The following is a 19,166-nucleotide window of genomic DNA, read 5'->3' as shown; positions in this document are numbered from 1 at the left end:
ACGTACCGACGGCCGGCGGTGTCCCGGGAGCGTCACGGTCGGGCCACACCCCGGCCGCCGAGGTCGTCCGGCGCCCCCGCACGGGCAGGATCGGGGCGACAGCGACAGTCCAACAGGAAGGCCTGGACGTGGAGTTCACGACACGGAGGACGATCCTCCGGCGCGCCCGTTTCCGCATCCTCTGCTCGCTGGCGGTGGTGACCGGCACGGCCGCCTGGACGCTCGTCACCGGCTCCCGGCCGGGGGCGGCGTCCCTGCTCGTCCTGGCGCTCCTGGCGTCCGCCGGTCTGATCGGGCTCCGCGACCTGGTCCGCCTGAGGAAGCCGTTCCGGCTTCGGATCGACGACGACGGAATCACCCTGCGCGACGCCCATCTGCCCTGGCACCACGTCGAGTCGGCCATGCTGTACTACCCGCCGATCACCGACCGCGTACCCCGCAGCGCGGACGAGGCCCCGCCGGTCCCGCCCAAGCCCCGGCTGGTGCTCACCCTGGTGCCCGGGGTGGTCCTGCCGCGCAGGTCCGCCGTGCTCGGCTCCGGCGGGCGGTCCTACACCGTGCTGAACTGCGAGGACCTCGACCAGCCGATCCCCGACCTCGCCGACGCGCTGCGCCGCCACGCCGGGCCCCGGCTTGAGAGCGCCCCTCCCGGCGTCCTCCCGCCCGGCCCGGTGGACGTGGTGGATCCCCGTCGCGGCGGACCGGAACGGGTGTTCACCGCGGGTCGGGCCGCCTGGCTCCGGTCGCTCCTGCTGCTGACCGCCACCACCGCCGTCGCCGTTCCCCTGGCGGTCGTCGCCGGCCCCCCGCTCTGGCCGATCCTCACCCTCGTCGAGATGTTCCTGGTGTTCCAGGCCGTCCTGCACCGGCGCCGGCTGCTGCGGCTCCGGGTGGGTCCGGCCGGCATCGGGGTCCGCGAGGCGACCGAGGACGAGGTGTTCCTGCGCTGGGAGCAGCTCTCCGCCGTGACGTGCGGACGAGTGCCGGGGCGGACCGACCGGCACCCGTGGCTCGCGGTGTACTCGGCGCCGGGCGCCGAACTCGGCATCGACCGGTCCGACGTCGTGGACGGCCACCAGCTCTACGTGTTGCTGCGCCTGGACCACCTGCCGGACCGGGGCCGGGGCGTCCCCGACGCGATCCGCGCCTTCGCCGCCGACCGCTACGCCGACGCCGACGCCGCCCCGGACTGACCGACCGGCCGCTGCCGGGAGAACGCCCACCCGGCACACGGAACGACCCGGCGCGCCAACCCTCGCGATGTGCGGCGCGCCACGCTGGCGCAGAAACGTTCCCCCTCGCTCCAGGAAGTCGACCCGGCCGACTTCCCACTCCACACCACCCGCCGGCACGAGCCTCCATGGTGAGGGAACGATTCCTCCCCGGCGCAGGAAGCCGACCCGCACCGTATCTCTCCCCCCGGCACGCCTCAGAAGGTGCGGAAACGCTTCTCCTTCGGAATGGAAAGTCGGTCAGGCCGACTTCCCACTCCAGGCCGGCCGACCGGCGCGGGCATTCCAGGGATGCGGGAACGTTTCCTCTACGGCGTGGAAAGTCGGCCCAGCCGACTTTCCACGCCACCCCTCACTGGCCCCCGGGGTGAAGAAGCGGTTCCTCGCTGGCGCGGGAAGTCGGCCAGGCCGACTTTCCGCTCCAGGTCGGCGGCCCCGCCTGCGGGTGCTTCGGGGGGATGCCGGCGAGGTGAGTGAGGAGGTGACCGGTGGGGGTGGTGGAGAGGAGGTGGCCGGCGTGGGAGGTGAGGGTGCGGGTCGGGGGGAAGGAGGTCGTGGGGGTGAAGGGGGGATCGGGGGTGGTGGTCGGGGGGCGGGTGGTGAGACCCGTGGGGGTGGTGGCGTGGAGGCGGCCGCCCAGGACGGTGAGGGTGGTGGCGCCGGCCGCGCCGCAGAGGGGGCGCCAGGGGGCGTCCGGGTCGGTGGCGGGGCGGTGGTGCAGGGTGTCGTCGTGCGGGGTGACGGCGAAGAGGGTGCCGTCGCACACCGCGAGGGCGGCCGTGCCGGGCGGGGTGCGGCCGGCCGGGGTCCAGGGGGCCGCGCCGGGGACGGGGTCGCGGACCAGGAGGCGGTCGTCCTCGGTGACGGCGAGCAGGGCGAGCGGGAGCGGACCGGCGGCCTCCCGCGGGGCGGTGAGGCAGCGGATCCGCGGCGCGGGCGCCGGGCCCGCGGCCGGCGGGCACGGTGTCCACGGGAGGTTCTGGTCCGAGGGCTCGCGGTGCAGCAGGGTGGTGCCGTCCGCGGCCACCGCGAACAGCAGGCCCTCGCAGGCGGCGAGCGCGCGGACGCCGTCCGCCCGGCCGACGGCGTGCCAGCGCGGTGCCGGGGCGACACCGCCGAGGCGGTCCAGCACGTTGCGGGTGATCCGGTCGACGACCGGATCACCCAGCGCCCGGCCCCAGTTGATGGTGGCGGCGTTGAACACGGTGCCGGCGCCGAGCCGGAACACGCCCATCGTCGCCCAGCCGCCCTGCCCGTAGCGGCGCCAGTGCCGCAGGTCGGCGGTGGCGAGCACGGCGAAGGAGCGCGGTGTGCCGTCCCGCCCGGTGGCGCGCGGCACACCGGCGGACCAGTCGAGTTCGGCCGCGTCGGTCTCGTAGCCGAGCGAGCCCCGCGCGAAGGCGTCGCCGTCGGCGAGTCCGGTTCCCTCGAAGGCCCAGTGGTCGGCGAAGCGGACGGTGTAGGACTCGCGGCCGATCACCGCCATGCCCTCGCCCCAGGCGCCCGCGCCGTGGCGGAAGCTGACGCCGGTCATCCCGTTCTCGGGCCGCTCCACCGGGGAGCCGGACCACTCGACGGTGGCCCGGCGCGGGTCGGTGGCGGTGACCGGGTCGGCGGCGGCGTCGCGGTGGCAGACCATCGAGCGGCCGCCGTCGGGCTCGTCCTCGATCCGGATCTGCCACCACGCCGTGTTGGCCGCGAAGAAGGCGAGGTTGCCGCCCCGGCGGGCGAACTCCTCGACGCTGTCGCGCATGCCGGCGGACCAGTACTCGTCGTGCCCGTTGACCACCAGCAGCCGGTAGCGGGCCAGGGAGCGGGCGAAGGACCGGTCGTCCAGGTCGAAGCCGGAGCAGTACTCGACGGGGTACCCGGCCCGGGGCAGCCAGCGCAGCAGCGGCTCCTCCCAGCGCTCCGGCGGCGGCCCCCCGCCGGGCGCGTCGAGCCGGACCCGGACGGCGCGGTCGGGCTGCTCGGCGTAGTAGAGGCCGCGGCCGGTCTGGCCGGCCCGGTGGTAGGCGCGCCAGGTGGCGAACGGGACGGAGACGAGGATGCCGGAGCCGGCACCGGGGCGGGCGGCCCGCACCACGAACCAGACCTCGTGCTCGGCGTCGCGCTCGGGCGCCGGCTGCTCGGGGCGCTCGTCGTGGAAGCTCGCCCGGTAGAGCGAACTCGGCCAGTGCGCGGGGACGTCGAGGTCCCACCGGGTGACGCCGTCGAGGGCCGCCTTCAGCCGCACTTCCCCGCTCACCTCGTCGGTGACGACCACCCGGCCGCGCAGCGGGCGGCCGGCGGTGCCCCGGGCGCCGAGGCGGAAGCGGAGCCGGCCGCCCTGGACGCAGGAGGTCGCCTCGGCACCCGCCAGCGGACGCGCGACGCCGTCGGGGCCGTCCGCCGTCACGGGGCCGGGTCCCGGTGCTCGGCGAACCGGCCCAGCAGACCGGGCAGCGCCGCGAGCCGGGGCGGGGCCCCGGCGGCGGAGGCCACCACCACCTCCTCGATCGCCCGCAGATGGGCGTGGATCGCCGCCGGCGGCAGGTGGGCGGTGTCGGCGGTGAGCGTGACGGTGAGCGCGGAGTCGTCGCCGGTGAGGTGGAGGCAGTACCGGCAGGCCACCAGTTCCTGGGTGGCCGGGAAGTCCAGCACGGTCCGCCGCCGCAGCCCGGCCAGCTCCTCCGGGCTCGGCAACTCATCGGACGAGAGCGGTCGTTCGACGAGCCGCATGTCGTTGAAGCAGCAGTACGGATGCACCTCGGTGCCGCGCTCGCGGGCGATCCGGGCGAGCAGGGCGTCCCACTCCACCGGGTCGTACGCGGCCGCCCGGTAGCCGGCCAGCGCGGCCTGCCAGGCGGTGGGCAGCAGGTCGGGGAAGACGGCGCCGCCGTCGAGGTCGGCGGGCAGGTCGAGGACGACCAGGGCGTCCTGGGAGAGCGTGCCGACCAGATCGCGGTGGTCGGCGGCGGCCCGGTTCCCGGCGATGGGCATGACGGCCGCCGCCGGGTGGCCCCGGTCGGCGGCGACCAGCGCGGCCGCCGCGGCGAGCAGCACGGTGGAGCCGCTGACCCGGTGGACGGCCGCGAGCGCGTCCACCGCCCGGGGCAGCGCCGCCGACACCAGCCGGCCGGTCCAGAACCGGGGCGCGAGCGGCTCCGCCACCGGTTCGGCGAACATCGTCGGAGGCATCCGCCGCAGGTCCGCCTCCCAGCGGGCCAGCGCCGCCGCGCCCCGGCGGCGCCCGACCGGACCGTGCTGCCGGCGGGCGAGGTCGTACGGGGTGACGGCGACGGGGCCGCCCGCCGAGCCGCGCCGCACCAGCAGCCGCAGGTCGCGCACCAGCACCTCGGCGCCGTGCCCGTCCGAGGCGAGGTGGCACAGGGCGAACACGGCGTGGGTGATCCGTCCGCCGCAGCGCACCGCGCCGAACCGTACGGGCCACTCCCCCGTGTAGTCGAAGCGCCGCCCCGTGAGGTCGGCCAGCAGTTCCTCGGCGGCCCGGTCGGCGCGCGCGGGGTCGGGCTCGTCGCGCACCTCGACCGCGATCTCCCCCTCTGCCAGCAGGAGTTGGCCGGGCTCGCCGTCCTCGTCCAGGACCAGCCGGGTGCGCAGCGCCTCGTGCCGGCCGAGCAGCGCGGCGACGGCGCCGGCCAGCCGCGCCTCGTCGACGGGGGCGCCGCGGTCGGCGAGCGGGAGGATCCGGCCGAGGTTGAAGTAGTGGTCGTTGGGCGCGGTGCGGCCGATGGCGTGCCAGATGGCGCGCTGGCCCCAGGTCAGCGGGGCGCGGCCGGACCGGGCACCGCCGAAGCGCACGGCGAGGGCCGTCGCGGGGCCCTCCGTGACGGTCGATCCGCTCATCCGGCGGGCTCCACGACGGCGGCGTGATCGTTCAGCCGGGCGGCGAGGGCGGTCAGGCCGCCGGCGTGCAGCGCGGGGTCGCCGAGGTCGATCAGCACCTCGAACTCCTCCTCCAGGCCGTCGGCCAGCCGCAGCAGGGCCAGCGAGGAGACGCCGAGGGCGGTCAACGACTCCTCGGAGCCGAGGAGTTCCGCGACGGTGAGCTGACCGTCGGTGGCGGCGGACACCAGCTCGGCGAGCCGGTGGCGCAGGTCGGCGGGGGTGCTCATCGGGCCGCCTGCCCGGCCGCCGCGGCCTGCTCGGCGAGCCGGCGGCGCAGGCTGAGCGGGCGGATGTCCGGCCAGACCCGGTCGACGTGGGCGCCGCACTCCTCCTCGGTGCCGGTGAACCCCTCGGCGCGCCAGCCGGCGGGCAGTGGGGATCCGGAGGGCCAGAGGGCGTGCTGCTCCTCGTCGTTGACGACCACCTGGTAGGGGGCTTCGGTGCTCACGGGGGCTTCGGTGCTCACGGGGTTCGCTCCTGACGCAGATCGGTGACGGCGGCGGCGACGCCGCGGGCGGTGGGGGTGTCGAAGAAGACGTCCAACGGGACGGCGACGCCGAGCTGTTGGCGGATCCGGGCGGCGATCGCGGTGATCAGCAGGGAGTGGCCGCCGAGGTCGAAGAAGTCCTCGTCGGGGCCGAGGTCGTCCAGCCGCAGCACCTCGCGCCAGATGGCGAGGACGGCGGCGGTGGTCGGGTCGGACTCCGGCTCCCCCGCCGGGCCGGCCTCGACCGGCTCGGGTCGCCCGACCGCGGGTTCGGGCAGGGCGGCGCGGTCGAGCTTGCCGTTGGGGGTGAGCGGGAAGGCGTCGAGGACGGTGTACGTGCCCGGCAGGACGGCGGCCGGGAGGGTGGCCGCGAGGTGGGCGCGCAGCTCCTCGGGCGCGGGCACGGCGGGCCCGGCGGGGACGAGGTAGGCGGCGAGGCGGCGGTCCCCGTCGGGGCCGTGCAGGGTGGCGGCGGCCTGGGCGACGGCGGGGTGCTCGGCCAACCGGGCCTCGATCTCGCCGAGTTCGACGCGGTGGCCGCGCACCTTGACCTGGGTGTCGGCGCGGCCGACGAACTCCAGCCCGCCGCCGGGGTGGCGCCGGACGAGGTCGCCCGTGCGGTAGACCCGGGAGCCGGGCGGGCCGTAGGGGTCGGGCAGGAAGCGGCGGGCGGTCAGCCCGGGCCGGCCCCGGTAGCCGTGCGCGACGCCCGCGCCGCCGAGGTACAGCTCGCCGGGCAGCCCGTACGGCACGGGCTGCAGGCGCTCGTCCAGGACGTAGGCGCGAGTGTTGGCGAGCGGCGCGCCGATGCTCACCCGGCCGTCCGGGGCGGCGGGTTCGGCGAGGGTGGACCAGACGGTGGTCTCGGTGGGGCCGTAGACGTTGACCAGCCGGGCGGTGGCGGCGGCGAGGTCGGCGGCGAGCGGGGCGGGCAGCGCCTCACCGCCGGTGAGCGCGGTCAGGCCGCCGGGGAGCGCCCGGTCCGGGCCCGCCTCCAGCAGCACCCGCCAGCCGCTGGGCGTCGCCTGGACGTGGCTGATCTCCTCGCGGGCGATGAGGTCGAGCAGCGCGGGCCCGTCCCGGTGCGCGCCCTCGGGGGCGAGGACGACGCGGCCGCCGGTGATCAGCGGCAGCAGCAGTTCGACGGTGGAGATGTCGAAGGAGAGCGAGGTCAGGCCGAGCCAGCGGTCCTCGGGGCGGGCGCCGAGGTGGTCGCGCAGGCTGCCGAGCAGGTTGGCGAGCGCGCCGTGCGGCACCTCGACGCCCTTGGGGGTGCCGGTGGAGCCGGAGGTGTAGAGCACGTACGCGGGGTGCTCGGGCGAGGGCCCTGCGGGCAGCTGCGGCTCCGCGGCCGCGTCCACGGGCGCCAGCTCGGCCGGGGCGAGGTCCCCGGGCGCGGACGGCTCGCGGGTGATCCGCAGGGCGAGGCCGGAGTCGGCGCGCAGGAAGGCGAGCCGCTCGGCGGGGTACTCGGGGTCGAGCGGGAGATAGGCCGCACCGGCCGCCAGCACCGCGAGCACCGCGACGAGTTGGTCCCGTCCGCGCGGCAGGGCGATGCCGACCAGGGTGCCCGGCCCGGCACCGTGCCGGGTGAGAGCGGCGGCGGCGTGCGCGACGAGGCGGGCGAGGTCCCGGTAGCGGTACGCGGTGCCCTCGGCGACCAGGGCGACGGCCTCCGGCGCGGCGGCCGCGCGGGCGGCGAACAGGGCGGGGACGGTCGCCTCGGCGAGGCCGGGTCGCGCTGCGGGCGCGGCGAGTTGGGCGGCGCGCTCGTCGGCGCCGAGCAGCGGCAGGAGGCCGACCGGGGTGGCGGGGTCGGCGAGGGCGCCGTCCAGCAGGGTCGCGAAGTGTCCGGCGATCCGCTCCGGAGCACCGGGCGCGAAGGCCTCCGCCCGGTAGTGCAGGCTGACGTCCAACGCGTCCTCGGAGTCGACGAGTTGGAGGTTCAGGAGGTTGCGGGCGGTGCCCGCGAAGCCGATCCAGCGGACCGTGGCGGCGAGGCCGGGGCCGAAGTCGGGCCGCGGCACGCCGGCGGGGCGGCGGCGGTAGCTGACGGAGAGCGGGGTGAGCGCGGTGCGCGGGGTGAGGCCGCGCACCGCCCGTCCCAGCGGGACGGCCCGGTGCGGGTAGAGGCCGCGCAGCCCGGCGCGCACCGCGCGCGCGTGGCCGGCGAACGACCTGCCCGCCAACGGCTCGCTGAACAGCGGGAGTTCATTGACGGCGAGGCCGACGGCGACCGGCTCGCCGGGGCGGCGGACGGAGAGCTCGACGGCGGTGGCCGGCGCCGGGTTGCCGTAGCGCAGCAGCAGCGCGTGCCAGGCGGCGGCGAGCAGTTCGAAGCGGGTGACCCCCAGCCGCTCGGCGGTCGCGACGAGCGCGGCGTGCCGGGCACCGCCGATCCGGAGATCGACCGAGCCCCCGGGGCCGGGCAGGGTGCCCGGGTCGGTGACGGTCCGCAGCCCGGGCAGGACCGGCGGGCCCGGCTCGTGCCACCGCTCGGCCCAGTACCCGGCGGCGGCCTCGGCGGACGGCTCGGCGAACGGCTCGACGGACCGCTCACCGTCCGCCGCCGCGCCGGACGGCGAGGCGAGCGCCTCGCCCCGGTGGGCGACGGCGAGGTCGGCGACCAGCCGGTCCTTGGACTCGCCGTCGAACGCCAGGTGGTGCGCGGCGACCAGCAGCACGTGCCGTTCGGCGCCCGTCCGGTACAGGGTGAACCGGGCGAGCGGCCCGGCCGCGAGGTCGAAGCGGGCGGCGCTCTCGTCGGCGAGCAGCTTGTCGAGGTCCTCGGCGGGGCAGTCGACGGTCCGCAGCTCCGGCGCGGGCCCGGGCCGCACGGCGGGCCCGTCGGGGTCGATCCGCCCGGCGAGCACGGGGTGCCGCCGGACCACCCGGGCGCAGGCCCCGGCGAGGGCGGCGGCGTCGAGCGGGCCGGTGAACTCCACCGTGACGGCGAGGTGGTAGGCGGCGCCGGCGTCGAGGGTCTGCTCGGTGAGCCAGACGCCGTGCTGGGCGGGGCTGAGGGGGGTGGTCATCGGATGGCCTCGCTGGTGGTGGGGGTCTCGCCGGCAGTGGGGGGCAGATCGGGGCCGTCGCCGGTCACCAGGCGGCGCAGTTCGCGCTTGAGCACCTTGCCGCCCTCGTTGCGCGGCAGCGCGTCGCGGAACAGGACGGTGGCCGGCAGTTCGTGCGCGGCGAGGTGGCCGAGCAGGAAGCCGCGCAGCGCGGCTGCGGTCGGCGGCTCGGCACCCGGCACGGGCACCAGCACGGCGGCGACCACCGCGCCGAGCACGGGATGCGGGACGCCGAACGCGGCGGCGTCGGCGATCAGCGGGTGGGCGTGCAGGGCGTTCTCGACCTGGAGCGTGGAGACCTTGTGGGCACCGGACTTGACCACGTCCTTCTCCCGGTCCAGCAGGTGCAGGAAGCCGTCGGTGTCGATCCGGCCGAGGTCGCCCATCCGCACCCACCGGCCCTGGAACACCGCGCCGTCCCGCTCGCCGAGGTAGCCGCGCGGCGCGGTGGGCGAGCGCAGCCACAGCTCGCCCGCCTCGCCGGGCGGCAGCGGGCGGCCGTCGGCGTCGGTGATCCGCAGGTCGGCGAGCGAGGCGGGCGCGCCGGGCGAGTCGGGGTGCTCGGGGTCGAACAGCAGGGTGATCTGGGCGGGGGCGGCCTCGGTGGAGGTGTAGTAGTTGGCGATCTGGGCCCCCGGGAAGGCCCGGCTGAGCGCGAGCGCGACGGGCTGCGGCAGCGCAGCGGCGGTGGAGCCGACCAGCCGGACGCCGTCCAGGTCGGCCTTGGCCAGGGCGGCCGAGGCGAGCAGTTCGATCGCCATGGCGGGGACCAGGAAGACGCTGCCGATGCCGTGTTCGGCGATCAGCCGGACGAACCTCAGCGGGGTGAACTGCGGGGCGGCGACGCAGGTGGCGTGCGCGTTGAGCGCGTTGACCAGCATGGTCTGCCCGGCGTTGGTGCCGACCGGGAAGGCGTGCAGGAAGGCCTGCGAGTGGCGCAGCGGGCGGCGGCGCTCGTCGAGGGTGCAGCCGTACGCCAGGTTGGCGTGGGTCGCGGTGACTCCCTTGGGGGTGCCGGTGGTGCCCGAGGTGTAGAGGATCTGGGCGGGCGCGCCCGGGTCGGCGGGCGGCAGGTCCGGCTCGGCGGGGTGGCCGGCGGCGTCGGCCTCGGTGAGGGTGCGCACCCCGGCGGTGTCCGGGGCGGTTCCGGTGTGCAGCAGGAACGCGGCGCCCGAGTCGGCGAGGGCGTGCGCGGTGACGGCGGGGGCGAGCCGGTCGGAGAGCGGGACGGCGACGCCGCCGGCCCGCAGCACGGCGAGGTGGGCGACGGCGTAGGCCACCCAGTCGGCGGTGCCGTGGCGCAGGCCGACCCGGTCGCCGGGGCGCAGTCCGGCGGCGCGCAGGGCGGCGGCGAGGGCGCCGGAGCGGGCCTGCCAGGCAGCGAAGTCGAGCCGGTCGGCGCCGTTGACGACGGCGGTCCGGTCGGGGTGGGCGGCGGCCCGGTGGGCGAGCAGCGCGGGCAGGTCGGCGGGGACGGCGCGGTTCACACGGCCTCCCGGGTTCCGTCGGAGGAACGGCCGTCGGAGGAACGGCGGTCGGAGGAGCGGCCGTCGGAGGAACGCCGGTCGGCGGCCCTGGCCGCGGCGGCCCGGGCGCGTTCGCGCAGGCCGACCAGGTCGTCCGGCTCGGCGTCCGGCACCTCACGGTCGAAGCGGGCGAGCGCGGGCAGCCGCAGGCCGACGGCGACCAGGACGAGCATGGCGAGCCCGAACAGCACGTACATCAGCGCGATCCCGCGCCCGGGCCCGGTACCGATCAGCGGGCCGAAGACCGGGGCGAGCGCGCCGTCCGGCTCCATCAGCGGGCCGAACACCGCCGAGCCGAGCGGGGCGATGACCCCGTGGCCGAGCGGCAGGGTGGACCAGGCGACCAGGGTGTTCAGCGCGAAGACCCGGCCGTGGAACCGCTGCGGGACCTTGACCTGGACGATCGTCGAGTAGACGCCGTTGACCAGGGAGAGCGCGAAGGACATCCCGAACGCCCCGGCGGCGATCACCCAGAGCCCGGCGTGCAGACCGGTGACGGCGCCGGCCAGGGCGAGGACGGCGGCCAGGCCGAGCATGCCGCGCAGCCGGTGGCGGCGCGGTCCGCCCCAGAAGCCCATGGCGATGCCGCCGAGCAGGGCGCCCGCGCCGCCGGCGACGGCCACCCGGGCGGCGCCGTCGAGGTCGGAGAAGGCGAGCACCATCGGGGTGGTGAGCAGGAACAGCGGGGAGAGGAAGACGTTCAGCCCGGCGAACCAGAGCAGCATGGAGCGGAAGCCGCGCTGGCGCCAGGAGTAGCCGAAGCCCTGCTTGATCTCCTCGACCAGCGGTTCGCGCCTGGTCCACGGCAGGGTGCGCGGGAAGCGCACCGCGAGCAGGATGCCGACGGCGATCGTGTAGCTGGCCACGTCGATGATCAGGATGCCCCGCAGGCCGATCGCGGCGAGCAGCGCGACGGCGACCAGCGGGACCACGAACTGAGCGGCTCCGAAGGCGAGTTGCACGACACCATTGGCATGGCCCAGGTACTGCTTGGGGACGATCTGGGGCACCGCCGAGGCGTAGGCGAGGCGTTGGAAGGTGAGGGCGACGGAGAGCGTGCCGAGCAGGACGTAGACCTGCCAGGAGTGCAGCTGCCCCGCCAGTAGCAGGGCCAGCATGGCGGCCTGGGTGGCCCCGGCGGCGACGTCCCCGGCGAGCATGACCCTGCGCCGGTCCAGCCGGTCGACCAGGGCGCCGGCCAGCGGGCCGACGACGATGCCGGGCAGCATCGCGATGACGGCGTAGAGCGCGTACCGGGCCATCGATCCGGTCTCCAGCAGGATCCAGACCGGCAGCGCGAACTCGGTGAGCGCCGAGCCGGTGATGGAGACCAACTGGCCGGCGGCGACGGCCAGGAAGCGGCCCATGCTGGGCTGCGGACCCTCACCGGCGGGTTCCTCGGCCGCCGCCGACTCCTCCCGCGCCGGTGCGCCGGTCTCGCCGTGGAACCACCAGGAGCTGTCCGGTCCGCGCGCGGGCAGGGTGTCGGTCCGCCCGTCGAGCACGGCGCGGTGCACGGTGGTGACGGCCTCGACGACCTCCGCCGCGCGGTACTTGACGAAGAAGTGGCCGCCCTGGTCGAGCACCGCGACGGCGGAGCGCTCGGCGAGCAGCAGCCATTCGCGGTACCGCTCCTGGTAGAAGTCGGCGGCCGGGTCGTGGTCGCCGACCAGCGAGACCAGCGGCGCGCGCAGCCGGGGCGCGCCGGCGGCGACCTCCTCGATGGCGCGGGTGAAGTACGCCTCGGCGGCCTTGGAGTCGCGGCGCATGTTGCCGACGATGAACCGGACCTGCTCCTGGTCGAGTTCGGAGGTGTCGACGCCCATGCCGGTGAGCCAGTTGAGGTAGACCCGGTCGCCGAGCAGCGGTTCCAGGGCGGCGATGCCGCTGAGTGCGGTGAGCACCTTGCTGCGGGGCTTGGCGAACGGGAACTGGGCGCCGGCGTAGACGGCTTCGAGCTCCCGGCCTGAGGCCTCCAGCAGGCGGGCGGTGGCGACGGCGAGGGCGGTGCCGACGCCGCAGTGGCCGTAGACGACGACCGGGCCGTCCACCCGCTCGCGCACCTCGGCGGCCAGCTGCTCGGCCAATTCGTCGAAGGGCAGGTGCTGTTCGGTGACGCCGATGTCGTGGCCGGGGATCGCGACGGCCCACAGCTCGGTGTCGGCGGGCAGCAGGTCGGCGACCGGCTGGTAGACGACGGCGCTGCCGCCGCCGTAGGGGACGCAGACCAGGGTGAGCCGGCGGCGCTCCGCCGGGACGGGACGGGTGAGCCGGTGCAGCAGCCGGCGCGGACCGCGGTCCCGCTCGTCGAGCGAGGCGAGGGCGGCGAGGTCGCGGACGGTGCGACAGGTGAACAGGTCCATCACGCTGACCGGGCGGGCGCCGGCCTCGGCGAGGCGCTTGCGGGCCTTGGCGACGACCTGGGTGGCGAGCAGCGAGTGGCCGCCGAGGTCGAAGAAGTCCTCGTCGGTGCCGACCTCGGGCAGGCCGAGCACCTCGGCCCAGATCTCGGCGAGCACCCGCTCGGCCTCGGTCGCGGGCTCGGCGGCGCCGGCGTCGCGGCGCACCTGCGGGGCGGGCAGGGCGCGGCGGTCGAGCTTGCCGTTGGGGGTGAGCGGGAGGGCGGGCAGGACGGCGAAGGCGGCGGGCACCTGGTGGTCGGGCAGGGTGCGCTTGAGGGCGGCGCGCAGGGCGGCCGGGTCGGGCTCCTCGGCGCCAAGGGCGGGGACGAGGTAGCCGGTGAGCCGCTTGTCGCCGGGCCGGTCCTCGCGGACCACGACGGCGGCGTCGGCGATGCCCGGCCGGGCGCGCAGCGCGGCCTCGGTCTCGCCGGGTTCGATCCGCAGGCCGCGGATCTTGACCTGCTGGTCGATCCGGCCGAGGTGTTCGAGGGTGCCGTCGGGACGGCGGCGGGCGAGGTCGCCGGTGCGGTAGAGCCGGGAGCCGGGCGGACCGTAGGGGTCGGGGACGAACCGGGCGGCGGTGAGGCCGGGGCGGCGGTGGTAGCCGAGGGCGACGGCGGTGCCGCCGATGTGGAGTTCGCCGGGGGCACCGGGCGGGACCGGCCGCAGGACGGGGTCCAGCACGTACAGGCGGGTGTTGTCGATCGGCAGGCCGATCGGGACGGTGCGCAGCGGGCCCTCGCACTCCCAGGAGGAGACGTCGACGGCTGCCTCGGTGGGCCCGTAGAGGTTGGCGAGCGCGCAGCCGGGCAGGCGGGTGGTGAACTCCCGTGCGGTGTCGGGCGGCAGGGCCTCGCCGCTGCACACCACCCGGCGCAGGGTGGTGCAGCGCTCGATGCCGTCCTCGGCGAGGAAGACGGTGAGCATGGCGGGCACGAAGTGGGCGACGGTGACGCCCGCGCGCACCACCAGGTCGCGCAGGTAGCCGGCGTCCTTCTGGCCGCCGGGCTTGGCGAGGACGATCCGGGCGCCGCTGATCAGCGGCCAGAAGAACTCCCAGACGGAGACGTCGAATCCGGCCGGGGTCTTCTGCAGGACGCGGTCCTCGGGGCCGAGCCGGTAGGCGTCCTGCATCCACTGGAGGCGGTTGGCGATGGCCCGGTGGGTGTTGGGCACGCCCTTGGGGCGGCCGGTCGAACCGGAGGTGTAGATCAGGTAGGCGGTGTCGTCGGGGGCGGGCCCGGCGGGCCGCGAGGCCTTGGCGCGGACCTTGGGCCACTCGGCGGGGTCGTCGAGGAGCAGGACCCGGGCGGTGCAGCCGTCGGGGACGGGCAGGCGGCGCTGGGTGAGCAGGACGGGGGCGGCGCTGTCGGCGAGCAGGAAGGCCAGCCGTTCGGCGGGGTAGCCCGGTTCCAGCGGGGTGTAGCCGGCACCGGTGCGCAGCACGCCGAGCAGGCCGGCGACGAGTTCGGGCGAGCGCTCGGCGCTGATCGCGACCAGGCTGCCGGGCCCGACCCCCTCGGCGGCCAGCCGGACGGCGATCCGGTCGGCTGCGGCGTCGAGTTGGCGGTACGTCAGGGCGGCGCCGTCCTCGAAGGAGACGGCGACGGCGCCGGGGGTGCGGGCGATCTGCTCGGCGACCAGGGCGGTCAGGGTGGTGGCCGGGCGGGCGTTCGCGGTGTCGTTGAACCGCTCGACCTCGAAGGCGCGTTCGGCCGCGGGGAGGTCGTCGAGGGTGGACAGCGGGGCGTCCGGTCGGTCGGCGATCGCGGTCAGCAGCCGGGCCAGGTGCTCGGCGAGCCGGGCGATGTCGGCCTCGGCGAAGAGGTCGGTGTTGTAGTTGAAGGAGCCGAGCAGGCCCTGCGGCCACTCCTGGAGGAACAGCTCCAGGTCGAACCGGGTGCCGCTGGCGCGCACACCGAACGGCTGGACGTCGAGGGGGAGTTCGCCGGATTCGGCGGCCTCGCGCTGGACGGCGTAGTTCTGCACGGCGAGGACGGCCTGGAAGACCGGCGGGCGGCTGACGTCCCGGGGCACCTTGAGCTCGGTGACCAGCTGGGCGAACGGCAGCTCCTGGTGGGCGTAGGCCTCCAGGCAGGTGTCCCGGGTGCGGCGGAGCAGCTCGGTGAACGAGGGGTCGCCCTCCAGCCGAGCGGGCAGGGCCAGCACGTTGACGAACATGCCGACCAGCGCTTCGAGTTCGGGCTCGGTACGGCCGGCGACGGGCGAGCCGACCGCGAAGTCGCGCTGGCCGCTGAACCGGGCCAGCAGGGTCTGGAAGGCGGCGAGCAGCACCATGTGGACGGTGGCGTCGTGCCGCTTGCCGAGGGCGGTCAGCCGGTCGAGCAGCGCGCGGTCGACCTCGACGCCGTAGCCGGCGCCGTCGAAGGTCTGGCGCGGCGGGCGGGGGGCGGCGCAGGCGAGTTCGAGGGGTTCGACGCCGGCCAGCTCACGGGCCCAGTGGGCGACCTCGGCGGCGAGCCGGTCCCCGCTCAGCCGCTCGCGCTGCCAGATCGCGAAGTCGCCGTACTGCAAGGCGAGTTCGGGTAGCGGGTCGGGGCGTCCGGCGGCGTGGGCGGCGTAGCCGCGCAGCACCTCGCCGAGCAGCACCTCGCTCGACCAGCCGTCGCTGACGCTGTGGTGGACGACGAGCAGCAGCACGTGGTCGTCGGCGGCGAGCCGGATCAGGTGGGCGCGCAGCAGCGGCCCGTGCTCCAGGTCGAAGGGGACGGCGGCGGCCTCGTCGACCAGCCGTTCGGCCTGCGCGGCGTCGGCGGCCCCGGCGAGGGTGAGGTCGGCGGGGCCGGGCGGGTCGATGACCAGCAGCGGGCGGCCGTCGTCGGTGGCCGGGTAGCGCGAGCGCAGCGTCTCGTGCCGGGCGAGGACGGCGTCCAGCGCGCGGCGCAGGGCGGGGACGTCCAGCGGGCCGCGCAGCCGGCGCACGACCGGGATGTTGTAGGCGGCGGTGCCGGGGGCGAACTGCTCCATGAACCAGAGCCGTTCCTGGGCGTAGGAGAGCGGCACGGGCGCGTCGGCGGCGCGGCGGGCGATCGCCTGCCGGGGTGCGGTGCGGCTCCTCAGGCGGCGGCTGAGCAGTTCGCGCTTGGCGGCGGTGAGCCCTGCGGAGGAGCCGGAAGGGGTGGGGGTGGGGGCGGTGTCGGTGCTCATGACGGCGTTGCGGTCCCTTCCAGGGCGTCCTGCGCGGCGAGCAGCTCCTCGGCGGCGTCGTCGGACAGCGCGTCGAGTTCGGCGACCAGGGCGGCTTCGACGGCGTCGGCGAAGGCGGCCACCGTGCGGTGGGTGAAGAGGGTGCGCAGCGGCACGGCGAGGTCGGCCGCGGCGCGGATGCGGGCGACGACCCGGGTGGCGAGCAGGGAGTGGCCGCCGAGGTCGAAGAAGTCGTCGTGGACGCCGACCCGGTCCAGGCCCAGGACGTCCTGCCAGACCTCGGCGACCAGTTCCTCGGCCTCGGTGCGCGGGGCGAGGTAGGCGGCGCGCAGCTCGGGGCGGGTGTCGGGGTCGGGCAGCGCGCGGTGGTCGAGCTTGCCGTTGGGGGTGAGCGGCAGCGCGTCGAGGACGAGGACGGCGTTGGGGACGAGGTGCGCGGGCAGGGCGGCGGCGAGCGCGGCGCGCAGCGCGGCGGGGTCGGGAGCGGGCGACCCGGGCGCGGCGTCCGGCACGACGTAGCCGAGCAGGCGGTCCGCGCGGGCCAGCACGGCGGCCTGGCCGACGCCTGGCCGCGCGAGCAGCGCGGACTCGACCTCGCCGGGCTCGACCCGGTAGCCGCGCACCTTCACCTGGGCGTCGATCCGGCCGAGGAACTCCAGCGCGCCGTCGGCGCGGCGGCGCACCAGGTCGCCGGTGCGGTAGCGGCGGGCGCCGGGCGGCCCGTCCGGGTCGGGCACGAAGGCGCGGGCGGTGGCGCCCGGGCGGCCGAGGTAGCCGTCGGTGACACCGGCGCCGCCGACCACCAGTTCGCCGGGGGTGCCCGGCGGCACGGGCCGGCCGTGGCGGTCGAGCACGGCGACGGTGGTGCCGCCGACGGGCCGGCCGATCGGGGGGCGCCGGGCGGTGTCGGCGGCGCCGAGCTCGGCGGTGGTGGCGATGACGGTGGTCTCGGTGGGCCCGTAGGAGTTGACCAGCCGGACGGTGTCGCCGAACCGGGCGCGCCAGGCGGCGACGGCCTCCGGGCGGACCTGGTCGGCGCCGAGGACGAGCAGCCGCAGGCTCGCCGGCCAGGGCGTGGCGTCGAGGTCGGCGACCAGCTGGTGCCAGTACGGGGTGGGCAGGTCGAGGACGGTGAGGCCGTCGGCGGTGGGCTCGGCGAGCTGGTCCGGCAGCGCGGCGCCGGCCTCCGCGACGACCAGGGCGGCGCCGGCGGCGAGGGCCGGGAACACCTCCTCGGCGCAGGTGTCGAAGGAGAGCGAGGCGTACTGCAGGACGCGGTCGGCGGCGGTGAGGCGGTAGCCCTCGCGCATCCAGGCGACCCGGGCGGCGAGCGCGCGGTGCGGGACCAGCACGCCCTTGGGAGTGCCGGTGGAGCCGGAGGTGTAGATGAGGTAGGCGGGGTCGTCGGGCCCGACGGCGGCGCCGGCCGGAAGGGCCTCCGCTCCCCCGGCGACCGGCAGGACCGGCAGGACCGGCAGGGCCGCCGGCAGTCCGTCGACGGGCGCGCCGTCCGCCGTGACCAGGGCGGTCGCGCCGCTGTCGGCCAGCATGAAGGCGAGCCGGGCGGCCGGGTACTCCGGATCCAGCGGCAGGTAGCCGGCGCCGGCCCGCCAGGCGGCGAGCATGGCGACCACGGCGTGCGGCCCGCGCGGCAGGCAGAACGCCACCAGGTCCCCGCGCCGCACCCCGGCCGCCGCCAGTCGCGCGGCCAGCGCACCGGAGGCGGCGGCGAGTTCGGCGCGGGTGAGGCGGACGTCCCGCCCCTCGACGGCGGGGGCGCCGGGCTGCTCGGCGGCCGCCCGGTCGATCGCGTCGAGCACGGTCGCCGGGTGCGCGGGCAGCGCGGGTCCGGCCGCGCCGGCCGCCGCCTCGGCGCGCTCCTCGGCGTCGAGCAGCGGCAGCAGGTGCACCGGGGTGTCCGGGGCGGCGAGGGCGGCGCGCAGCAGGGTGTCGAAGCGGCGGCCGAGCCGCACCACCCACGGCTCGTCCAGCAGGTCGGTGCGGTAGCCGAGGACCGCCTGCAGGTCGTCGCCGTCCGGGCGGACGTCCAGGGCGAGTTCGAACTTGGCGGCGGTGTGGCCGCCGTCGATCTCGACGCAGCGCAGGTCGGCGAAGGCGTGCTCGCCGAGCGCGCCGCCGTCCTGGGTGTGCACGGTGAGCAGGGTCTGGAAGAGCGGGGTGCGCCCGGGGTCGCGGTCGGGGCTCAGTTCCTCGGCGAGCTGCTCGAACGGCACCCGGCCGTGGCCGAGCGCGCCGAGCCAGTCGGTGCGGACGCGGCGCAGCAGGGTGTCGAAGGTGGGGGCGCCGGCGAGGTCGGCGCGCAGCACGAGCGCGGAGGAGAAGTAGCCGACGGTCCGTTCGCTGTCGACGGTGGTGCGGGCGGCGGTGGGCACGCCGACGCAGAAGTCGTCCTGGCCGGTGCAGCGGTGCAGCAGGGCCTGGTAGGCGGCGGCCAGCACCATGAACGGGGTGAGCCGGCGGGCGCGGGCGAAGGCGTCGAGCTCGGGGCCGAGGCCGCGCAGGATCCGGGTGTGGAAGGCGCCGGCACTGCTCGGTCCGGTGGGCCGGGGCCGGTCCAGCGGCAGGTCGAGGGCGGGCGCGCCGGCCAGGCGCTCGCGCCAGTGGGCGAGCGCCTCGGCGGCCTCCGGCCCGGCCAGCCAGGCGCGTTCGGCGGCGGCGTGGGCGGCGTAGGAGGGCGGTGCGGGCGGCTCGGGCCGCGGGCCGCCGGCGAGGTGGGCGGCGTAGCGGTCGGCGAGTTCGGTGCGCAGCAGGCCGAGGCTCCAGCCGTCGGCGACGATGTGGTGCAGCACCAGGCAGAGCACGTGCTCCCGCTCGCCGGTGCGCAGCAGGGCGGCGCGCAGCAGGGGCCCTGCTGCGAGGTCGAAGCCGCGGTTGACGCGCTCGGCGAGGGCGGCGGCCACCTCTTCCTCCGGCCGTCCGCGCAGGTCGGCGAGGTCGAGCGGGACGGGCCCGGGCGGGTCGACGACGGCGGCGGGCCGGCCGTCCTCGGCGGGGAAGCGGGTGCGCAGCGCCTCGTGCCGGGCCGCCACGCCGTCGAGGGCGGCGCGCAGCGACTCCGTCGAGGGCTCGCCGGTGAGGCGCAGGACGAGCGGGATGTTGTAGGAGGGGTCGCCCGGGTCCAGCTGGTCGAGGAACCAGAGCCGTTCCTGGCCCACGGTGAGGACGGACGACGCGGACCGGCCCGTGTCCCGGGCGGGTTCGGCGCTTCCGCCGGGTTCGTGGACGGACTCCTGGGTGGTCGCGGGCATGACACTCCTCGGCACTCGCCTCACGGCGGAACGGCGGTAACTCGGACAACGCCCGGCCACATGCCCGCAGGGTGGGAGGGAGTAGCGCGCTCGGCGGATCGGCGGCGGGCCCCCGTA

General features: G+C 76.8%; 9 protein-coding genes. 1 reads left to right on the top strand and 8 read right to left on the bottom strand.

The window, feature by feature from the left end:
- Nucleotides 1-128: 128 nt before the first annotated feature.
- Nucleotides 129-1,193: a hypothetical protein gene (locus ACFC0B_RS21955; protein ID WP_376088102.1), complete on the top strand. Its 1,065-nt coding sequence runs from the start codon at nucleotides 129-131 to the stop codon at nucleotides 1,191-1,193.
- 391 nt (nucleotides 1,194-1,584) lie between these two features.
- Here ACFC0B_RS21955 and ACFC0B_RS21950 read toward each other — a convergent pair whose 3' ends face one another.
- From ACFC0B_RS21950 to ACFC0B_RS21915, 8 genes are read right to left on the bottom strand one after another with little or no spacing between them, the layout of a single operon-like run.
- Complete coding sequence (locus ACFC0B_RS21950) at nucleotides 1,585-3,630, bottom strand: N,N-dimethylformamidase beta subunit family domain-containing protein (protein WP_376088099.1); 2,046 nt, start codon at nucleotides 3,628-3,630, stop codon at nucleotides 1,585-1,587.
- Nucleotides 3,627-5,081, bottom strand: coding sequence for a condensation domain-containing protein (locus ACFC0B_RS21945; RefSeq protein ID WP_376088096.1), 1,455 nt, complete (start codon nucleotides 5,079-5,081; stop codon nucleotides 3,627-3,629). The genes ACFC0B_RS21950 and ACFC0B_RS21945 overlap by 4 nt, the downstream gene beginning before the upstream one ends.
- A complete protein-coding gene (locus tag ACFC0B_RS21940) occupies nucleotides 5,078-5,350 on the bottom strand; it encodes a hypothetical protein (protein ID WP_376088094.1) in 273 nt (90 codons plus the stop codon). The genes ACFC0B_RS21945 and ACFC0B_RS21940 overlap by 4 nt, the downstream gene beginning before the upstream one ends.
- Nucleotides 5,347-5,589, bottom strand: a complete 243-nt coding sequence (locus tag ACFC0B_RS21935; protein WP_376088091.1) for an MbtH family protein — start codon at nucleotides 5,587-5,589, stop codon at nucleotides 5,347-5,349. The genes ACFC0B_RS21940 and ACFC0B_RS21935 overlap by 4 nt, the downstream gene beginning before the upstream one ends.
- Nucleotides 5,586-8,645 (bottom strand): amino acid adenylation domain-containing protein, encoded by a 3,060-nt coding sequence (locus ACFC0B_RS21930; RefSeq protein ID WP_376088088.1) that lies wholly within the window; start codon nucleotides 8,643-8,645, stop codon nucleotides 5,586-5,588. Before ACFC0B_RS21930 ends, ACFC0B_RS21935 begins: the two co-directional genes overlap by 4 nt.
- A complete protein-coding gene (locus ACFC0B_RS21925) occupies nucleotides 8,642-10,171 on the bottom strand; it encodes a class I adenylate-forming enzyme family protein (protein ID WP_376088085.1) in 1,530 nt (509 codons plus the stop codon). The genes ACFC0B_RS21930 and ACFC0B_RS21925 overlap by 4 nt, the downstream gene beginning before the upstream one ends.
- Complete coding sequence (locus ACFC0B_RS21920) at nucleotides 10,168-15,780, bottom strand: amino acid adenylation domain-containing protein (RefSeq protein ID WP_376088082.1); 5,613 nt, start codon at nucleotides 15,778-15,780, stop codon at nucleotides 10,168-10,170. Before ACFC0B_RS21920 ends, ACFC0B_RS21925 begins: the two co-directional genes overlap by 4 nt.
- Complete coding sequence (locus ACFC0B_RS21915; protein WP_376088079.1) at nucleotides 15,777-19,049, bottom strand: amino acid adenylation domain-containing protein; 3,273 nt, start codon at nucleotides 19,047-19,049, stop codon at nucleotides 15,777-15,779. Before ACFC0B_RS21915 ends, ACFC0B_RS21920 begins: the two co-directional genes overlap by 4 nt.
- Between the last annotated feature and the right edge of the window lie 117 nt (nucleotides 19,050-19,166).

Origin of the sequence: Kitasatospora sp. NPDC056184 (assembly GCF_042268405.1) — a bacterium.
GTDB lineage: Bacteria > Actinomycetota > Actinomycetes > Streptomycetales > Streptomycetaceae > Kitasatospora.
Note: the sequence above shows the minus strand (reverse complement) of the source record. Positions and strands in the feature narration are given on the sequence as shown.

Bases quoted from the DNA above. Each gene is read 5' to 3' on its own strand.
- ACFC0B_RS21940 (WP_376088094.1), bottom strand. From the start codon at position 5,350: ATGAGCACCCCCGCCGACCTGCGCCACCGGCTCGCCGAGCTGGTGTCC.
- ACFC0B_RS21920 (WP_376088082.1), bottom strand. From the start codon at position 15,780: ATGAGCACCGACACCGCCCCCACCCCCACCCCTTCCGGCTCCTCCGCA.
- ACFC0B_RS21915 (WP_376088079.1), bottom strand. From the start codon at position 19,049: ATGCCCGCGACCACCCAGGAGTCCGTCCACGAACCCGGCGGAAGCGCC.
- ACFC0B_RS21945 (WP_376088096.1), bottom strand. From the start codon at position 5,081: ATGAGCGGATCGACCGTCACGGAGGGCCCCGCGACGGCCCTCGCCGTG.
- ACFC0B_RS21930 (WP_376088088.1), bottom strand. From the start codon at position 8,645: ATGACCACCCCCCTCAGCCCCGCCCAGCACGGCGTCTGGCTCACCGAG.